General features: G+C 59.4%; 15 protein-coding genes and 1 pseudogene. 11 read left to right on the top strand and 5 right to left on the bottom strand.

The features are described from left to right. The first annotated feature begins 133 nt into the window (after positions 1 to 133). The 3 genes from MacB4_RS10860 to MacB4_RS10870 are packed head-to-tail and all read left to right on the top strand — an operon-like array spanning position 134 to position 5,527. Positions 134 to 4,414, top strand: coding sequence for an AAA domain-containing protein (locus MacB4_RS10860; RefSeq protein WP_206863830.1), 4,281 nt, complete (start codon positions 134 to 136; stop codon positions 4,412 to 4,414). A 40-nt stretch (positions 4,415 to 4,454) separates the two neighbouring features. After that, on the top strand, positions 4,455 to 4,712 hold the full coding sequence (locus MacB4_RS10865) for a hypothetical protein (protein ID WP_206863831.1): 258 nt from the start codon (positions 4,455 to 4,457) through the stop codon (positions 4,710 to 4,712). A 44-nt stretch (positions 4,713 to 4,756) separates the two neighbouring features. Then, on the top strand, positions 4,757 to 5,527 hold the full coding sequence (locus MacB4_RS10870) for a DUF3800 domain-containing protein (RefSeq protein ID WP_206863832.1): 771 nt from the start codon (positions 4,757 to 4,759) through the stop codon (positions 5,525 to 5,527). 21 nt (positions 5,528 to 5,548) lie between these two features. Here MacB4_RS10870 and MacB4_RS10875 read toward each other — a convergent pair whose 3' ends face one another. Next, a complete protein-coding gene (locus MacB4_RS10875) occupies positions 5,549 to 5,791 on the bottom strand; it encodes a transposase (protein ID WP_242529247.1) in 243 nt (80 codons plus the stop codon). A gap of 852 nt (positions 5,792 to 6,643) precedes the next feature. On the opposite strand from MacB4_RS10875, the pseudogene MacB4_RS11415 reads away from it, so the two are divergent. Beyond that, a pseudogene (locus tag MacB4_RS11415) lies at positions 6,644 to 6,838 on the top strand (hypothetical protein); the annotation flags it as partial. 38 nt (positions 6,839 to 6,876) lie between these two features. Then, positions 6,877 to 7,026 (top strand): hypothetical protein, encoded by a 150-nt coding sequence (locus MacB4_RS11300; RefSeq protein ID WP_242529248.1) that lies wholly within the window; start codon positions 6,877 to 6,879, stop codon positions 7,024 to 7,026. Between the two features lie 750 nt (positions 7,027 to 7,776). On the opposite strand, the gene MacB4_RS10885 is transcribed toward MacB4_RS11300, so the two are convergent. Continuing rightward, complete coding sequence (locus MacB4_RS10885; RefSeq protein ID WP_206863834.1) at positions 7,777 to 8,028, bottom strand: hypothetical protein; 252 nt, start codon at positions 8,026 to 8,028, stop codon at positions 7,777 to 7,779. Further along, on the bottom strand, positions 8,025 to 8,453 hold the full coding sequence (locus MacB4_RS10890) for a putative toxin-antitoxin system toxin component, PIN family (RefSeq protein ID WP_206863835.1): 429 nt from the start codon (positions 8,451 to 8,453) through the stop codon (positions 8,025 to 8,027). The genes MacB4_RS10885 and MacB4_RS10890 overlap by 4 nt, the downstream gene beginning before the upstream one ends. A gap of 816 nt (positions 8,454 to 9,269) precedes the next feature. Between MacB4_RS10890 and MacB4_RS10895 the strand changes: the two genes are divergently transcribed. Beyond that, the gene (locus tag MacB4_RS10895) at positions 9,270 to 10,493 is read left to right on the top strand and encodes an ImmA/IrrE family metallo-endopeptidase (RefSeq protein WP_206863836.1); all 1,224 of its coding nucleotides are present in this window, start codon (positions 9,270 to 9,272) and stop codon (positions 10,491 to 10,493) included. Between the two features lie 17 nt (positions 10,494 to 10,510). On the opposite strand, the gene MacB4_RS10900 is transcribed toward MacB4_RS10895, so the two are convergent. Continuing rightward, the gene (locus tag MacB4_RS10900; RefSeq protein ID WP_206863837.1) at positions 10,511 to 10,963 is read right to left on the bottom strand and encodes a hypothetical protein; all 453 of its coding nucleotides are present in this window, start codon (positions 10,961 to 10,963) and stop codon (positions 10,511 to 10,513) included. Between the two features lie 74 nt (positions 10,964 to 11,037). Here MacB4_RS10900 and mauJ point away from each other — a divergent pair, with 74 nt between their 5' ends. Beyond that, the gene (gene mauJ / locus MacB4_RS10905; RefSeq protein WP_206863838.1) at positions 11,038 to 12,192 is read left to right on the top strand and encodes a methylamine utilization protein MauJ; all 1,155 of its coding nucleotides are present in this window, start codon (positions 11,038 to 11,040) and stop codon (positions 12,190 to 12,192) included. On the opposite strand, the gene MacB4_RS10910 is transcribed toward mauJ, so the two are convergent. Continuing rightward, the gene (locus tag MacB4_RS10910; RefSeq protein ID WP_206863332.1) at positions 12,146 to 13,354 is read right to left on the bottom strand and encodes an ISL3 family transposase; all 1,209 of its coding nucleotides are present in this window, start codon (positions 13,352 to 13,354) and stop codon (positions 12,146 to 12,148) included. The genes mauJ and MacB4_RS10910 overlap by 47 nt on opposite strands. A 308-nt stretch (positions 13,355 to 13,662) precedes the next feature. On the opposite strand from MacB4_RS10910, the gene MacB4_RS10915 reads away from it, so the two are divergent. The 4 genes from MacB4_RS10915 to MacB4_RS10930 all read left to right on the top strand — a co-directional run bounded on the left by MacB4_RS10915 (position 13,663) and on the right by MacB4_RS10930 (position 17,080). Next, on the top strand, positions 13,663 to 15,057 hold the full coding sequence (locus tag MacB4_RS10915; RefSeq protein WP_206863839.1) for an ISL3 family transposase: 1,395 nt from the start codon (positions 13,663 to 13,665) through the stop codon (positions 15,055 to 15,057). 453 nt (positions 15,058 to 15,510) lie between these two features. Next, positions 15,511 to 15,918, top strand: a complete 408-nt coding sequence (locus MacB4_RS10920) for a hypothetical protein (protein ID WP_206863840.1) — start codon at positions 15,511 to 15,513, stop codon at positions 15,916 to 15,918. A gap of 552 nt (positions 15,919 to 16,470) precedes the next feature. Continuing rightward, a complete protein-coding gene (locus MacB4_RS10925) occupies positions 16,471 to 16,692 on the top strand; it encodes a DUF1778 domain-containing protein (RefSeq protein WP_206863841.1) in 222 nt (73 codons plus the stop codon). Beyond that, positions 16,652 to 17,080, top strand: coding sequence for a GNAT family N-acetyltransferase (locus tag MacB4_RS10930; protein ID WP_206863842.1), 429 nt, complete (start codon positions 16,652 to 16,654; stop codon positions 17,078 to 17,080). The genes MacB4_RS10925 and MacB4_RS10930 overlap by 41 nt, the downstream gene beginning before the upstream one ends. The last annotated feature ends 103 nt before the right edge of the window (positions 17,081 to 17,183 follow it).

Genomic DNA, 17,183 nt, shown 5'->3' on the forward strand with positions numbered 1-17,183 from the left:
TGCGGATCTCCCTCGCAATCTGCCGCAAACGTGGAAAGACGCATGTAAATCGCCATTCCTGGCGGATAACCCGGCGGAGGTCCCCGATCGCTGGCTCGAAATTCGCAAGAAGCGCAAGCCGACGTTTCCCGCAGTGCCCAAGGAGCTGAAAGACTGGGTCTCGCAAAAATTTCAGTCTGATCCAGACAAATATGTGGATTGGGGACTGGAGGACCTTGTTGGCCTGCTCAATCCGCAGATCACTATCCCCGTCGAAAGGAGAGTGCCAGATCCTGGCGCTCTGCGGGGAGCGGGCCGCCCACAGACTGCGAGAGTTTCGGAGGTGCGGCGCCTAGGGGATCACTGTGAGATAAAGACTGTCTGGCGCAAATACCTCCTGAATGAGTGGCGGGCTTGGGCAGAGCAGATGCGCCGCTGGCAAATCGTCCAGCGCGTTTACGAAGACGTTGACTTCATGCGTCGGCGGCTTGAGGAAGCGGAGGAGCGTTATGAACTGCTCCTGGCGGTAGGGCTCCTGCAGTGGCGCGATTCGACTGGGGTGACCGTCAAGCGGCACTTGCTCACGGCTCCTGCTGAGATCAGCCTGGACGCAGTAAGGGGGATTCTCACAGCAGCGCCAGGTGCTTCCTTTGAGAAGTTCCGTGTTGACTTGGACATGCTCGAGCGACAAGCCCAGCCTCGGCTGGACGGCACCGACCTTGAAGATCGGTTGGAGGAACTGGATGTTCGGGCCTGGGACAAGGCCAGCGTCGCCAAGGTCCTTCGTATCATCGCTAACAAGACGAGCGGCGATAGCGAAGTCAGCGAAGACGTCTGGAGTCCACTGGAACGAGCGGATCAAAGGCTGCGAATTCTCTACGCACCCGCACTCGTCCTTCGCGAGAGGCGCCCCACGGTATACGAAGAGCTGATCGGCAATCTCCTGAACGCTTGTGAGCGGGAGCCGGCTTTTTCAACGACAGCCCCTTGGGAACGTTTCATCAGCGAGGGCGAAGCCGCGAGGAGTCCGACCGTCGGAGGAGCTGATCCCTCTGTCGATTTTGCCGACGCAAGCGACCGCCTTTACTTCCCCCGACCAACAAACGAGGAGCAACGACGGATTATCGATCGCCTTGCGGCTCACCCTTATGTGCTGGTCAAGGGACCGCCCGGAACCGGGAAGAGTTATACTATCGCCAATCTAATCTGTCACCTCCTAGCAACGGGTGAACGTGTCCTTATCACGGCCCATGTATCGAAAGCATTGGATGTGCTGCGGAAACTGTTGCCCGAGGAGATCCGTAATCTCTGCGTCACCGCTTTCGACTCAGGCCGCGAGGACCACCGGCTTCTGGAAGATAGCGTCCGGGGCATCCTTTCCCGGAAGAACGAATGGAGGGGGGCAGAGCAAGCGCAGAGCGAGATCGATCGATGGGAGGAGAAACTCCGTCAACTCGAAGATGAGACTGCCGCAGTTGTCCGCCAACTTCGGGAATTACGAGAAGCCGAGACTCACTCGCATACCCTCATTGGGGGATATCAGGGAACTGCTGCGCAGATTGCAAGGCAGGTCGAGAAAGAACGCGAGAGGTACGAGTGGTTTCCACCATTGCCAGACGAGCAGAGCCGCTGTCCCCTCGGGCCCGACGATATCGAGTTCCTCGCCGACGTTCACGCGGCCATGACTAACGAACATCTCAGCGAGCTCCGCCTGGAGGTCGGCACGTTTCCCCTTCCCGATCCCAGTGAGTTCGCGCAAGCGCTTCAGAGCCTTCGTGCCGCAGAAGATGAAGCTGAGTCCATGCGTGGCGCGTTATCCGATGAGTACTTGCCTGCGCTGCGAGCGGTTTGTGTCGCGAACCTCGATGCGTGCCGGAACTTTCTGAAGAATCTCGAGGCACACGCGGCGCGGGCGGAGTCCATTCTCGGTGACCCAACCCGTCAAATCGTGAAGGACTTGCTGATAGATTGGGGCCGTAATGGGGATCGATTGGAACGCGAGCTTAGGGGCCTCGTCGAGCAGATGCGCGCAGCACGGGAGCGCGCCGCTACCTTCCAGATCGACGTGCCGTCCGACATCGAGGGCGGGACGCTGTTGGCCGACACTCGGCAACGGCTTGAGCACTTTAGAAACGGCGGTCGGCGAGGCTGGGGTTTTCTTGCTCCTCGCGTCGTACGGGAAACGCGCTACATCGAGAAACGCTGCAAGGTCAATGGGAGGCCACCTCGCGAGGAGAAGTCGCTCGACGCGCTATTGGGGTTCCTCGAACTAAAGAGGCTCCTTCAGGAGTTCCAAACACGATGGCCGAGTCCGGTGGCAATTCCTCATAGCGAGCCCGCACGTGCAGTAGATCTGGTGGCGGATCTTGCTCAAGAGCTTACCCGTCTGGTGGAATACTTCAGAGCCTCTGATCGCAACGCTCTCGATCTAGTTCCGGTTGAGAGGAGAGTGACTCTGGCCGAACCCGCTGAGCGCACAAGGTGGCGACGCGCCCTCGAAGCCGAGCTAGCCCTTCGCCTTGCACAGCAGATGAGGGCGCCAGTCGAGGAGTGGCGCGGCATAATCCGTGGGCTTGCCCATAACGCGGTGCATCCCTGCATGGCTGAGCTTGCGCAGGCCATCGAGGATCTTGACCCCGCGAGGTGGACCGCCGCGTGGCAGGCGCGGCAACGCTTGATGAAGGCGAAAGAGGACTTACGCCACTACCAGGAGCTGCTTGGTCAGCTTCGAGGGACATCTCCCGAGCTCACAAGGCGCCTGCAGTCGACCCAAGGCAATCCGGAGTGGAAGGATCGATTGCGTCAGCTCGAACGGGCATGGGCTTGGGCCGCTGCGAGGAAGTGGCTTTGCAAGGTGGCAGACCCGGAGCATCACGAGGAGCTCACCGAAAGAGGACAGCGGCTGCAAAAGGATAAAGAGAAAACGCTCGAGAAGCTCGTAGCACTTAAAGCCTGGCACGCCTTCTTTCTGCGACTCGATGATCAGACGGAGCAAAATCTCACGGCTTGGACACAGGCAATCGCACGGATCGGAAAAGGAACGGGCAAGTATGCCTATCGGCATCGGACAACAGCCCGCCAGTACCTGAAGAAGTGTCTCCCCAAGATGCCATGTTGGATCATGCCGCTCCACAGGCTGTGGGCGACCACGGACCCGACGCCCGGAATTTTCGATACGGTGATCGTGGATGAGGCTTCGCAAGCGGGAATCGATGCCTTGGCGTTGCTTCTCCTGGCCAAGCGAATCGTCGTCGTCGGGGACGATAAGCAGAATAGCCCGGAAGGAGTGGGCGTCTCCGAAGATGACATTGCCCGTCTCGCGCGCGATCATCTTCACGACTTTCGATTCCGGGACGAATTCCGGCCTGACACAAGTCTCTACGACCATGCCGAGCGAGCTTTTGGACACCCCGTCTCCCTTCGCGAGCATTTTCGCTGCGTGCCCGAGATTATTCGCTTCAGCAACGATCTCTGTTACACAGATGCCCCCTTGGTCCCCTTGCGACAGCCGCCTCCCAATCGATTGGAACCGCTGCAATCTCACTTTGTGCCGCAAGGCGTCTGCGAAGGCAGTGGGGAGCGTATCCTTAACCGTGCGGAGGCAGAGGCAATCGTGGAGAGAATTCGCGCGTGTATCGATGATGACACCTATGACGAGAAGACCATGGGGGTGATCGTCCTGCAGGGACACGCCCAAGTGGATCTCATTGAAAAGAAACTAGCCGAGGCCCTTGAGTCCGATGTTCGTGAGAAGAGAAAACTGCGCTGCGGAGTGCCTGCTTCCTTCCAAGGAGATCAGAGGGATGTGATTTTTTTGTCGCTGATCGTCTCCCCTGATCATCGGTTTAGGGCATTGACGGAAATCGGAGCTCAGCGGCGCTTCAACGTCGCCATGAGCCGGGCGCGAGATCAGGTGTGGCTTTTCCATAGCGTCCAGCTGCATGACCTCAGTCGTGAAGATCTGCGCTGGCGCCTCTTGCAATTTTTTTCGAGCCCCGAGCAGATCCAGCCGGTCTATCAGGAGCTCGAGCGACTCGAGCACGAAGCACTACGGACCCATAGACGACCAGGCAGCCAGCCGGACCCATACGAAAGTTGGTTCGAAGTCGATGTCGCCTTAGAGCTGCTTCGTAAGAATTATAGGGTTCATCCACAGTATGAAGTCGCGGGCTACCGCATTGATCTTGTGGTCGAGGGATTGTCCAATCGGCTCGCCGTGGAGTGTGACGGTGACGCTTGGCATGGGCCCGAGAGATGTGAATCCGACATGGCGAGGCAGCGGCAGCTTGAGCGGGCAGGATGGAAGTTCGTGCGTGTTCGGGAGTCGGAGTGGTATGCCGATCGAAATCGCACGGTATGCCTCCTTGAACGTGAATTGCAAAGGATCGGTATTCGGCCGGTTCGAGAAGAAGTTGGGCAAGAGGAAGTAGAATAACTAACGGCCAGCGCTTAAGCAAAAACGGGGCTGCTTGGGCATGAGCACGAGGAAGGAGAACGGCAGGGGCTTCGCGAACCGGAAGAGAAGGATCCGAACGAGATGGGAGACGATCCGTGGCCCGTGGTCAGCCGATCTTTTGGACAATCTTCGGATCGCGGCCATCGACGCGCTGAACGGTGCGGGATTCGACTTCACCCCTCGTAAGTCGAACCGGAAGGAGGCCGAGGCACCCCCTTTCATGGAAATTGTGGCAGGTCTCCTGGAGCGGAAGCAGGAGGTCCTAGTGAGCATCTAGCAGCAAGCACAGCGTATCAGCAATAATAGTCAGGAGCCGAAAACATGTTTCTTGTGTTCGTGGACGAGTGCGGTTACGAGGAGAATTGGCAAACTGAAAGCAACATCAGAAATCAGCCTGTGCATGTTGTCGCTGCTGCTGCTATCGACTCGAATGAACTCGAGCGGATCTACACGAAAATTCGTAGCTCGGTTAGAGCCTGCGACCTTCCACACACCAATGCTGATTTGCTTGGGATGGGTGAAGAGATTAAGGCAGCTCCGCTGGACCGAGGGAAGGGATTTTGGGGAAAGCACACAAAATGCAAGAACCAAGTCCGCCAGAGCTACCTCGATCATAGGGAAGTAACCTACTTCGTAGTGTGTGTCGACAAAGCTCGCCATAAGGCCAAGTATAAGGAACCCAAGGATCCGGCATATTACGGTCTGAAATTGTTTCTCGAGCGGGTGCAGGGATTTGCGGAGGATATGCGTATTCAGGCGTTCGTACTGATCGATATCAACAAGCGGGACGAACCAAAACAGCGGAACGAGGTTACGAATCTAGTTCTCGAAGGATCGTCTGGGCAGGGTTCAGACAAGTTCTATGGGATGATATACCAGTGGAAACTCAAAATCACAAATGTTCTGGAGATCCATTTTGTCGACAGTAAATATTCCCTTGGCCTTCAGATCGCAGATTTCGTTGCGCGATGCGCCTACTCATGGTGGAAGTCCGGCGAGAAGCAAGATCACCCAGGGTGGAGCTTGATAGAGCATCGGCTTTATAAATACCCCGACCACCGCGGGTGGGGGTATAAGGAAGTTCCATCATAAGAACATGGCCTCTTCGCTGTTTCACGTGGGTAGAGCGGGAAGATCGAGGCGCAACTTTCCGGCTTTGAGGAACGCGGCAATTCTCAGGTAGCGGAAGCTTCGGAAGCCTCTGGCCATCCTTTTGGCAAGCTGGATCCGCCCCTGGATCGCTTCGATGGTTCCGTTGGTGATCCGGCTCCGGAGAAAGGCGATGATTCCCCCCAGGTGCTCTTGGATGGCTTTGGAGAGTCTTCGGAAGGGGCAAGCCGACTGCGATCCGCCCACTGGAACCACCAGCGGAGCTCTTGGCGATCCTTCGGGGAGAAGATCTCTGGGAGAGCCTCCTTTCCTTTCAGGCAGGAAGAGCCGCTTCGCTGCATTGGCAACGATCGTCACGTAACGGTAACCCTGCTCGCTTCAGGCACGTTGGCGTCTTCCAGTCTTCTCGAGTAGAGCGTGCGCCGCAAGCAGAACGGCTACAATGGCGCTCGTGCATTTATGGTTATGGATGTGAAGGCGCCGGACCGTAAGACATGCTTCCCCTCTCTCTCCATTGGCAATCCGGCGGGATCCATCAGCCTCGAGGAGGAAGAGGAGGTCATCTGGGCGGACATCGTGGCGGTTGGGAAGGATCGGCAGACCAAGTACCGACCTACGGGGCGGTCGCGGTCGAGCAGGTCATCTAGGGATTGGGGCGAGGATTCCATCCCATGCTCGGAAGATTCTGCTCAGGGCTCTCCGGGCCGCCTTGGCCGCCAATCTGGTGATCTTCTCCAAGGCTGAGTAGATTTTTCCTGGGCTGCCCGTGAGGAGCTATGCCTTCGCCGTCGGACATGGGAGAGATCACGGAGGAGACCCGCCCCGAGGCCAACAAGGGCGGAGCTCCAGGAAGCTTGGAGTCCCCAGACGGTGATCGCAAGCCGCTCAAGCCATTGCTGGGGCGACGGAAGACGTTCTGCCGCGATTGCTTGGCGCGCTACGGCGGCACATATTGGCGAGATGGAGAAGCGGGTCCCAATCCAGAATCCGCCGATCCGCCTCGACCACGTCAAGCGCGAGATCGTAGCGGCACACCCTTGCGATTCCGGCCGAGGCGGTCGATCTCGCTGGCAAGTCAGAATCCCGGCGGAGAGCGGAATGCCCAGAAAAGAACTGAAGAACAAACCCCTCGTCGAAGTCATCCTGGAGCTGAGGTGGATCCTACCGGCTGCGGGGATGGGAGGAGACCCGGATTACCATCTCTTGCTTGGCCGATTCTCGGAAAGGGTGGAGAGCGCATATCCGTTCCATGAGATGCTGCCGACTGCCCAGATTCCCGATGCGATGGCTATACAGGTGGTGCAGCACCGTTTTAGGACAGGGAAGGACCGATGGCCTCTGGTACAGATGGGCGGCGCGACCGTACACCATCCATCCCTGACGGGTTCTCGCGGTGGCTGGACAAGGCGCACGATCTGACCGACGACTGGTTCTTCAAGCTGATCGAGGGCGAACTTGAGAGCACATTCTCTGCTGAGTAGCGAGCTGGCCACCATCGATGTCCAAACGGGCTCGACGGGCATGGACACGTCGGCGTCCGGTGCCTGGAGAGAAGGCTCTGTCGAGCGGCCGGAGATGTCCTGCGTGACGAGCTGGCTGCCCCCCAAGGCTGGGCCTGGCCCGCGACGCCAAGGATCCCGCCAAGGCGCGCCGGATCCGGCGGAGCAACCTTGGGCGGAGGAAGCTGGCGCGTCGGCTATCCAGGGTTCGGGCGGAGGTGGAGGGGCGGGTCAACACGGCGGTCCGGGAGTTTCTTGGGGAGCGGAGGCCGTCGGTCTTCGCCAGGGAGATTCTGGATTTGCGTGGCAAGGCCAAGAGACTGGAGATGTCCCGGCGGATCATCCAGATGCGCGTCGGCGCATCAAAACCGCCCGGTCAACCGGAGAGCGAAACGGCCATGGCAATCCGGGCCCAGCCGGTCAAAACCGTGACGAAAAGGATGCGCTCACCATCCATAGACATGTTTGGGCACATTTTTAGGAGCAGACCGCTTCTAGGCTGGCTGGGAACGGACGCCCGGCGCTCATCACCGGGACGCTCGGGCAACCGTCGGCGGAAGGCTGGTAACCACGGACGCGAACCGGATCAAGGGTGATCCAGCCTGGACTTCCTGGCCGCAGCGGCCCGCGAGGCAATCTCGATCTCCGCGGAGGCCTTCTTGAGCGCCTTGTCCGGCGGCAGTCCGCGGGCGCACCAGCGCAGCTTCTTCCTTCCGCAATGACGGCGATGAATCAGTTGGCTAGCGCATCGCCCTTCACCGGAGCCTTGCCCTTGCCCGTTCGGCAAAGGATGTCGAGCGCCCTGGGGATGTCGGCGCGAGCCGCACGTTCCGCGAAATAGGCCTCCGTGCGCAGGGCCGAGAGTTTCTCGGCCACCGCCACGTTGATGAACTGGTTGATCGCCACCCCTTCCGTTTCGGCCACCTTGCGCACCTCGTCCATCAGCGAGGCCTGAAGCCGCAGCGCGAAATTGCTCTTCCTCATCTTTTAACCTCCAATGCTTTCCATGCCTCGCCTGGAGCGAGGACCTTGATCCCAAAATTCCCCGCGGCTTCCCGGAAGTCGCGAAGATTGAACGTCACGATGGCATCAGCCCTGCCGTTCGTTGCTGCCTCCAGCACCATGTCGTCGTCCGGATCGCGCAGCGTCGGCCGCCACAGAAACGCCAGTCGCACCGGCTCGGCCACCGCCGCCACGGCGTCCAGCAACGCAGTAACCTCGTCCACCGACAGCCCGGATGCCTCCAGATGCTCAGATCGCGTCATGACCGCCTGATACTCGATCATCAGCGGCATCGAGGCGAGCAGCGTGAAGCGCCGTTCCAACGCCGCAACCAGCAGGCGGCGGGATGCTCCCGCGTCGCTGCGAACGGCGGCGACCATGGTCGCGGTGTCAAGGATCAGCCTCATGGAGACATGATGGGATCAATGACAACATATTACATGCGATATGTGCAAGACCAACCGCAAGGCTGGCGTGGATGAACCGCCATTTCTCACCAGCGCGAGGTTTCACGAAAGAAAGGGAGGCCCGCGTCGATTGAGAGGGTGTTCGGCAGGGAAAGGCTCTTCGCGAGCGGGGATCGAGCAAGAGTTCTCCTCAATTGGGCCGAATGCGAGCTCTGTAAAGGATAGAAGCTCGCTTCGGGAGCAAGGCTCCGCCCGAGGGGATCTCCTGGTGAACGGGGAAGCACTCTGACCAGCGTGCCGATCTTGAAGAGCTTGAGCCAGAGGGTGTCAATCCGGGCGTTGGCCCACTCCGTTCCTACCGGCGAAAGGTGGCCTTCCCTTTACTCTTTTGAAGGCCTTCTTGCTTCCGCCCACGGTTGGCCTTCGTGAGAAATGGCGGCTAGTGGCCACCGCGATCCTCGATTGGCTCAAGGCGAAACGGCGCTCTGACCTGCAGCAGCAGCCCACCCCTTTGCCGCAACCGCTCAGAAAACCGCATCGGGGGGTCAGCTCTCCTTCTCCATAAGGCCAAGGAGTCAGTTTGCGATGTCGCTTGAGAGCAAAAAGACTTCCGCGGCGCATTTCTCGCGACACCACGATCTTTTCACCTTTCATCCGCGGACCCCAACTTTGGCGTGAGGTCCCAAGCCCAGCAAGAGGAGCTCTCCACTCTTCCACGCTTGGCCGATGACCTGGAGGACGATTTATCTTGCATATACTCCGTTTAGGGACAATTCTAGATAGAAACTCCATCACACAATAGCAAAAGGAACGAACATGGAGATGACGAAAGAGGAGCTGGGACGGCGGATTCGCTCCGCGAGGGAAAGCTGCGGGCTCACCCAGGAACAGCTCGGCGAGTCCGTTGGACTGAGCCGCGTCGCGCTCGGCCAGATCGAGTCGGGAGCTCGGTCCGTCTCGAGCCTGGAGTTGGATCGCCTCGCGCGGGCGCTGGGCAGGGACATCAAATCCTTCTTTGCCACGGCCTTCGCGGAGCGTGACGCGCTTTCGGCGCTTTTTCGCTTGGACGCCGAACTCGCCCAGCAAGTAGACCTCCGAAAGGCGTTACAGGACAGCATGGCGCTTGGGCGCGAGCTGACCAATCTCGAGCGGCTGCTCGAGATCGATCGCGTCCGGCTCATCACCCCAGCCTATAAATTGCGATCGGCGAAGTCGCGTTGGGACGCGATTGGGCAGGGGCAAAAAGTGGCCACCGAGGAGCGGCGGAGACTGAAACTTGGCCTAGCCCCCATCGGGGCCCTGAGCGAGCTGCTCGAGTCGCAAGGAGTGCGTACTAGTACGGTCGCGCTTCCGGAAAACATATCGGGGCTCACCCTTATCGACAGCACGATTGGCCTGTTCGTGGCAATTAACGCGAACCATGCACCTGTGCGTCAGCGTTTTTCCTTGGCCCACGAGTATGGACACGTGCTGATGGACCGAGACCGGGCTCTTGCGATCAGTCGGGTGGAGAACCATTCGGACCTGCTCGAGGTTCGCGCCAATGCCTTCGCGGCGGAGTTCCTGATGTCGGCCGAAGGCGTCGCGCAGTTCATCCTCGAGCTCGGCAAGGGGGTGACGAGCCGTGCCCAGATGGCGGTGTTCGACGAGGCTGAGGTAGTGCAAGTCGAGCAGCGCGCCACGCCCGGATCGCAAGCGATCCAGCTCCATGACGTCGTATTGCTCGCTCATCATTTCAGAGTGAGCCGGATTTCGGTCCTCTATCGCCTAATGAATCTTCGGCTGATCGACGAGCGCGAGTTCCAACGCCTCAAGGCCGAGGAAGACCGCGGAGATGGCCGGAAGATTGCGCGCTTCCTTGCTGCCCCGGAGGTCCCGACCGAAGATAGGTCTCATTTGCGCCGTCGTTTTCTCGCCCTTGCGCGAGAAGCCTATCGTCGAGAGGAGATCACGCGCAGAAAGTTCGCCGAGTTGGCTTCCATGGTCGGCCTTGGTCCACAGGAGATGGAGGAGTTCATCGCCTCTGCAAATTGGGAGTGATCGTGGCAAGCGACCAATCAACGGCCACCGATCGCCAGGGAGCTGTCGTCGTCATCGATACGAACGTCCTCATCAACCTGTTGCACATCGGGAAGTTGCCGCTTCTGGGTATGCTCGAGCCGTACCGATTCCTCGTGCCTGAGGAGGTGCTCGGCGAGATCATTGATCCAGCTCAGCGCGCGGAGACTGAAGCTGCGATCTGCCGTGGCGATCTTAGCCTCGTTGACATCGATAGTGTGGAATACCTTGCGTTGTTCAGCGAGCTGCGCGACGTGATGGGCCGTGGCGAAGCGGCATGCCTTGCGCTGGCCGAAACCCAGGGGTGGCACATCGCGTCGGACGAAAAGAAGTGCTTCCGTCGGGAAGCAAGCAAGAGGATCGGGGAGGAACGCATCTTCCGAACGGAGTTGATCTTGCTCGAAGCGATTCGCTTTGGCTGCATCACGGTGGCCGAGGCGGATGGCTTCCAAGCGGTTCTGGAGGCGAAACGCTACTTGATGCCATTCAAAAGCTTTGCTGATCCGCGGGGAGGGCTGTAAGGCCGATGAAAACCCCCTACGTCCAGCATTTGCTTGGGGCTGCTGCGCTCGGACGGATCAACGGCCGCCGGGGCTGGCTGTCGGTTGGAGTGGTTTCGTCGATTCCCTGGCCGCAGGATGATGTCTGGATCGAGTACGACGGCCAAGAATACTTCCTGCAGGGAGTGAAACCCGAGCAGAAAGGCGAGGTGCGTAGCGCGCCGGGCATCAGCACGCCTGCTGAGCAAGGCGATGTGGACGAGGCGATGTCGCGGCTGTACCGCTTCACCTCCGTCCTCGGTTTTTATAAGCGCGGCTATGTCGACATCACGAGCCAAACCTGGTGGGGGACCTCCATCGTTCGCTATCGCGCTAGCCCCAACCTTTATACCGAGATCGGAGAAGGAGGTGCGCACGGCTTCAATTGCAACCACATGCCCGTCATTGAAGATGACCAGGTGCGTAAGGCCCTCGCGTTTCTGCGCGAGGGACGCCGGCTGAGTCGCGTCCATGAAGGATACAGCTTTCTGAGCTTCTTCAAGGTCATTGAAAGTCAGATGCCAAGCGAGCAACGCGTCGAGTGGGTCGAGAAAAACCTGGACCGGTTGACCGACGAGAGAGCTGTAGAACGCATCAAGGCGCTGCGCGCTCAGGGCATCGATGTCAACAACCATCTGTTCGATTCTGGCCGTTGCGCGGTGGCTCATGCGAGTATCGACAAGGTCATCGTGGACCCCGACATTCCGGCTGACCGTCAGCGCATCGCAGCGGACTTGTGCATCATCGAGGCCTTGGCTAACCGCTACATCAAGGTTGACGCCGGGGTGCCCGATGAGATGGACGTGTACAAGAAGCGCGACCGTCTTGCTCCGTGGTATCCACTCATGACGCCCGAAGGGCTGTCTACTCTCAAAAGTGGTGGCCACATCGAGGTCCAGGATGTCGCGCAGCTCGGGTTGCTTGAAGGAGCAACAGTTTCAGTGAACCTTTGGCCTCATCCGCCTGCCGAGCAGTTTCGGGAAATGACCCTACATTTCATCGGCAGCAGTGAGGGAGTCATGCGGTTCATCACGCTAAGCTCGCGCGGCACCATAGTGCTTTCCTTCGCCATGGATGTCCCGCCTCTTCGCTGTTTCAAGTGGGTAGAGCGGGAAGATCGAGCCGCAGCTTTCCGGCTTTGAGGAACGCGGCAATTCTTAGGTAGCGGAAGCTCCGAAAGCCTCTGGCCATCCTTTTGGCCAGCTGGATCAGCCCGTTGATCGCTTCGATGGTTCCGTTGGTGATCCGGCTCTGGAGAAAGGCGATGATTCCCCCCAGATGCTCTTTGATGGTTTTGGAGAGTCTTCGGAAGGGGGCAAGCCGACTGCGATCAGCCCACCGGAACCACCAGCGGAGCTCTTGGGGATCCTCCTGGGAGAGGATCTCTTGGAGAGCCTCCCGCAACCCAATGGCTCTTCCCAATCGAGGATAGGCGGCGCAAAGGAAACTCCGCAGACCCTTCTGCTCCTCGCTTCGCGTCCATTCGTTACCTCGGAGCGCCCAGAGGCTTCCTTTCGGCAGCAACCCTTGACGCCCGAACTCCTTGCGCACCTGGTCGACCGCCTCTCCCGCCATCTGCATGACATGGAAATGATCGAAAATCCTCTCCGCCTTCGGAAAAAACTCCCGGGCTCCAGAGATGTAGGAGGGGCTCATATCCATGCAGATCGCTTCGATCTGCCCCGGATCGGCATTATGTTCCTTCATCTCCTTGGCGAAGGCCTCCAGAGCCTCCTTTCCTCTCCCCTCGGCCAGGAAGAGCAGCTTCCGACTCTCCGCATCGGTAACGACCGTCACGTAACGGTGGCCCCGCTTGCTACTGGTCTCATCCACCAGGATCTTCTTGACCTCGCTCCAGTCCTCGCGTCGGTAGGCCTTTTCCACGTAGTGCCCCAAGACCCGCCAGAGCCGGGTATCTTGCTCCTTGAGCATCTCCGCCATCGCGGAAACCGACATCTCCCGGGAAAGCATCAAAATGACCGCCTCCATCATGAGAGTAAACCCGCTCCCCGCCCTGGCCCAAGGAACCTCCACCAGCCGAACTCCATGCTCCGGACAGTCGATCCGAGGAACCCGAGCGATCAACTCGGTCCGGTACTGCCAGAAGTTCATGTGCCTCCACCGCTTCTCCACCGTATCGTGTACGGGGGAAGCTCTTCGACATTCCGGACAGGGAAACCGATGACCTTGCTGAAAATCGAGCCAGATCTTCAGAGTGTGCTCCTTCGCGGAGAGCTCACTCCGGCTCACCTTCCATTCCGAACCCAGTTGCAGCGCCGCAGCAAAAAGCTTGTTCGCATCCATCCCGCAAGCATCAACCAGGCAGCCCGGTCTGGCAATCCGCCGTCAAGGAGGATCGACGAAGTCGAAGTGTCCTTGACGGCTTCCTCTCTCCCCAAAAATCCGTCGAAGACGGATGGCAAGAACCCCGCTTCTTGCCATCCCTTAACCGAAATCCGCTCCCCCCTTACCCACTCAATTCAGCGAGGAGCCAAAAAACTTCTTGCTCGGTCATGCTTATCTCACACGGCGAACCTGATGGGTGGTGGCAGGTCTGGCTTCTGATCCGGCCTTGTGGCACCGACCCAAGCAGAATCACGAGGCTGTGAACAGTGCCCGCCAACATCCTGAACCTCCCGCAGTACCGGGTGCTGCGGGTTGAGGAATCTGACCATGACTACCACGTCACCGCTGAGCCGGTGGACGTGACCTCGGCCTGCCCGCACTGCGAGTCCGACCGGCTGATCTCTTGGGGCACCCGCGAGCAGGTGTTCAAGGATTTGCCCATGCACGGCAAGCGTGTAGGCATCTACATCGACACCAAGCGGCTGCGCTGCCAAGCCTGCGGCAAGACGTTCTCGCAGGCGCTGCCGATGCTGGCCGAGAACAGGATGATGACCGACCGGCTGGTGAAGTGGATCGGGCAACAAGCCTTGAAGCGCACCTTCACCTCGCTGGCCGATGAAACCGGCGTGGTCGAAGGAACGATCCGCAACATCTTCCGCGACTACATCAACGAGCTTGAGCAGACCGTCCGCTTCGAGACGCCGAAGTGGATGGGGATCGACGGACTCCACATCATCAACAAGCCGCGCTGCGTCGTCTCGAACATCCAGAGCAACACCATCGTGGACATGCTCCACAACCGAAACAAGGACACGGTGGCGAAGTGCCTGTTCCAGATGCCGAACCGGGACAAGGTTCAATACGTGGCGATGGACATGTGGACGCCCCACCGCGACGCGGTGAGCGCGGTACTGCCAGATGCCACCATCGTCATCGACAAGTTCCACGTCGTTAGGATGGCGAACGACGCGATGGAGAAAGCACGCAAGGGACTGCGTGCCGAACTGACGCTGAAACAGAAGCGCGGTCTGATGCACGACCGCTGCGTCATGCTCAAGCGCGAGCGCGACCTGAACGACGAAGAGCGCGTGAACCTCGATGGCTGGGCGAAGAACTACCCGGCCTTGGGAGAGGCATACAGCCTCAAGGAAGGCTTCTGCGGCATCTATGAGGCCGGGACGCCAGAGGAAGCCTTGCGGCGCTACGAGGCGTGGTACAGGGCTATCTCGACCGAAATCGGGCCATACTTCGCCGACCTGATCCGTGCCTTCACCAACTGGCAGCCCTTCATCCTAAACTACTTCGAGCATCCGGTGACGAATGCCTACAGGGAATCGCTGAACTCACTGATCCGGGTGATGAATCGGTTGGGCCGAGGCTACAGCTTCGAGGCCCTGCGGGCGAAGATTCTGTTCACAGAGGGCATTCACAGCAACAAGCAGAAGCGCCCACGGTTTGAGCGTAAACGCGAACCGGAGCTTGTCGAGATGGGTTATCGACTGCCGGACGATGCCATCGGGTACGGGCTGCCGGTGATGGAAAGGGTGCACCCGATGCGTGCGCCGGAAGCCTACGACCCACACAAGCATGCAAAACGGGAGAAGAACTACGGGGCCGACATTGCAACACTCATCCGCATGATTGAGGCGGGTGAGCTTTGATCCCGTTCCAACCCACTTTTACGAATACCCGGTTCTCCGGCGGGAAACCCGTGCGTCAACCGGCAAATCCGGCTTCGGACATCTTTCATGCTCCCGCAAGGTGAAATGCCGGAGAGGCATCCGTCAGCTCTCCGCAGGTCGATTCCCACCTGCTTAAGCGCATTTTTCACCGCCGCTTCGCATGGCAGGTCTTTCTTCGCGGCGGGCACGTGCTTGAAAACGTGCGCGGCGCCGGGACATCACCGGGACAACTGCTTGGGCACGCCCTTCACGCGCCGGACTTCGCTCAAAAGCTCTCTCAGCCACGGGCCAAAATTTGCTTGATCATCCCGAGTAAACACGAGCCCCTGGAATCTCCTCTGAAACTCGGCCGGGGCGGCGGCGCTCGGCTTCGAAACGAATCTGCGCTGGATCTCGAAAAGGTATACCGGCCGCTCGGCCAGTGGGAGCCGGATGACACCGGCGCCTCTGGGCGTCCGGGTGTGCGCGTCAATGGAAACCCAGGCGTTTGATCCTTCGGCCGGGCTGCCAACATCGGCGTGGAACGGCTTGAGCGCCGTGATCTACGGAATCTTCCACCAGATCGACAAGCGCTTCGAGTGGGTTGACAAGCGGATCGGCGACCTGCGGGACGCCATGGATGCGCGCTTCAAAAGCCTGGAGGCGCAGATTGATGAGCCATTCAAAAGCCTGGACAAGCGTATCGGCGATTCGCAAGCCCAGACGAACTCGCGATTCGACCGCCGCGAAAGGCTTTTGGAAGCCGCTCCGCGGCAGGAGGCGGGCGCGGAGCTCCAAGCAGCAATTGCGGCTGCGCTCAGCGGATGTCCGCCCGCGACGGCTCCGGCATCTCGGCGATGAGCCACCAGGTATCCAAGCCCGGCCCCAGCTTGGACGCCGGATCAAGCGGCAGTATCTGGCCGATGCTAAGGTCGAGCTGCGAAGGCCCATCCTCCAGCCGCCGAGACCAGGGCGATCGCCAGCAGTAGAATCGCCGAGCCGCTGGCAAGCGAACGCCACGATCTCGGCAGCCGGAGCGCGACGATCGCCGGCCCGATCACCCAGAAGTAACAGGGAAGAGCTGCCGAAGGCGATGGTTCCCAAGACGCTAACGCCAACCGGCGTAATGCTGGCCACGGCGATCGGGATGGGCAAGACCAGAAGAACGGCCAGGGAGGAGAGGCTGGGAGGCCATGTCGAGACATTGCCGCGTGGCGGGGAAACTTTGCCGGAGCGTTGCCGGCAAGCCAAGCGTATCTCACTGGTCGCCGAGGCATTGCGCTAGAACAGCGTTACGGATCGCTTGATGATAGTTTGTTAGCCAACTACAGTTTGCCTGTTTCGTAGTATTGCTGAATTGGATCCATTCCAGTTTTCTACTGCGGCAAAGAAAGACATTGGGCAGGTTCCACCATGAGCGCGCAGCCTAGGACTGAGTCGAAGCATTCCCTCGTGCCCAACGAAGCCGCTGAGGTTAGCCGAGTGATCAAACTGTCTCCAGAGGGGTGGGAAGCTTTCGTCGCCGAGCTTGACGCTCCGCCTCGGGATTTGCCGCGCATGCGCAAGCTGCTAAGCGAACCGACCGTCTTCTCGAATGGCAAGCGCCAGAGAGCGGCTTGCGATCGCCAAGCTTGATGCGCTGCACGACCTTTCCGCTTTCGATTACGGAGAAAAGGCGTTCGACGATTTCCTGGTCAACTACGCTCTAGTAAGTGAGCAGGAAGACGCCTCGCGGACTTACGTTGGCCTTGTCGGCGAGAACACTGTCGTCGGTTTTTCCACTCTCGCGGTCGGAGCGGTCAGTGCGGACAAAGTGCCAGAGCGCTTAAAAAAAGGACTAGCCAGTTATCCAATCCCGATCGTGCTTCTTGCGCGACTCGCCGTGGATCAGAAATGGCAACGGAAGGGAATCGGCGCTGGCCTCTTGCGCGACGCGGTTCAGCACGCTCTCCAGGTTGCGGAGATTGTCGGGGTGCGCGCGATGGTGTTTAATGCCAAGGACAGCAGGGCGAAAGCATTTTAGGCTCCTCGCTGAATGGAGCGGGTCAGGGGAGCGGATTTTTGTGTTCAGGGGTGGCAAGAAGCGGGGTTGTTGCCCTCCGTCTTCGACAGAGTTTTGGGGAAAG

It is taken from the genome of Methylacidimicrobium sp. B4 (assembly GCF_017310545.1).
In the GTDB taxonomy this organism is placed as follows: domain Bacteria; phylum Verrucomicrobiota; class Verrucomicrobiia; order Methylacidiphilales; family Methylacidiphilaceae; genus Methylacidimicrobium.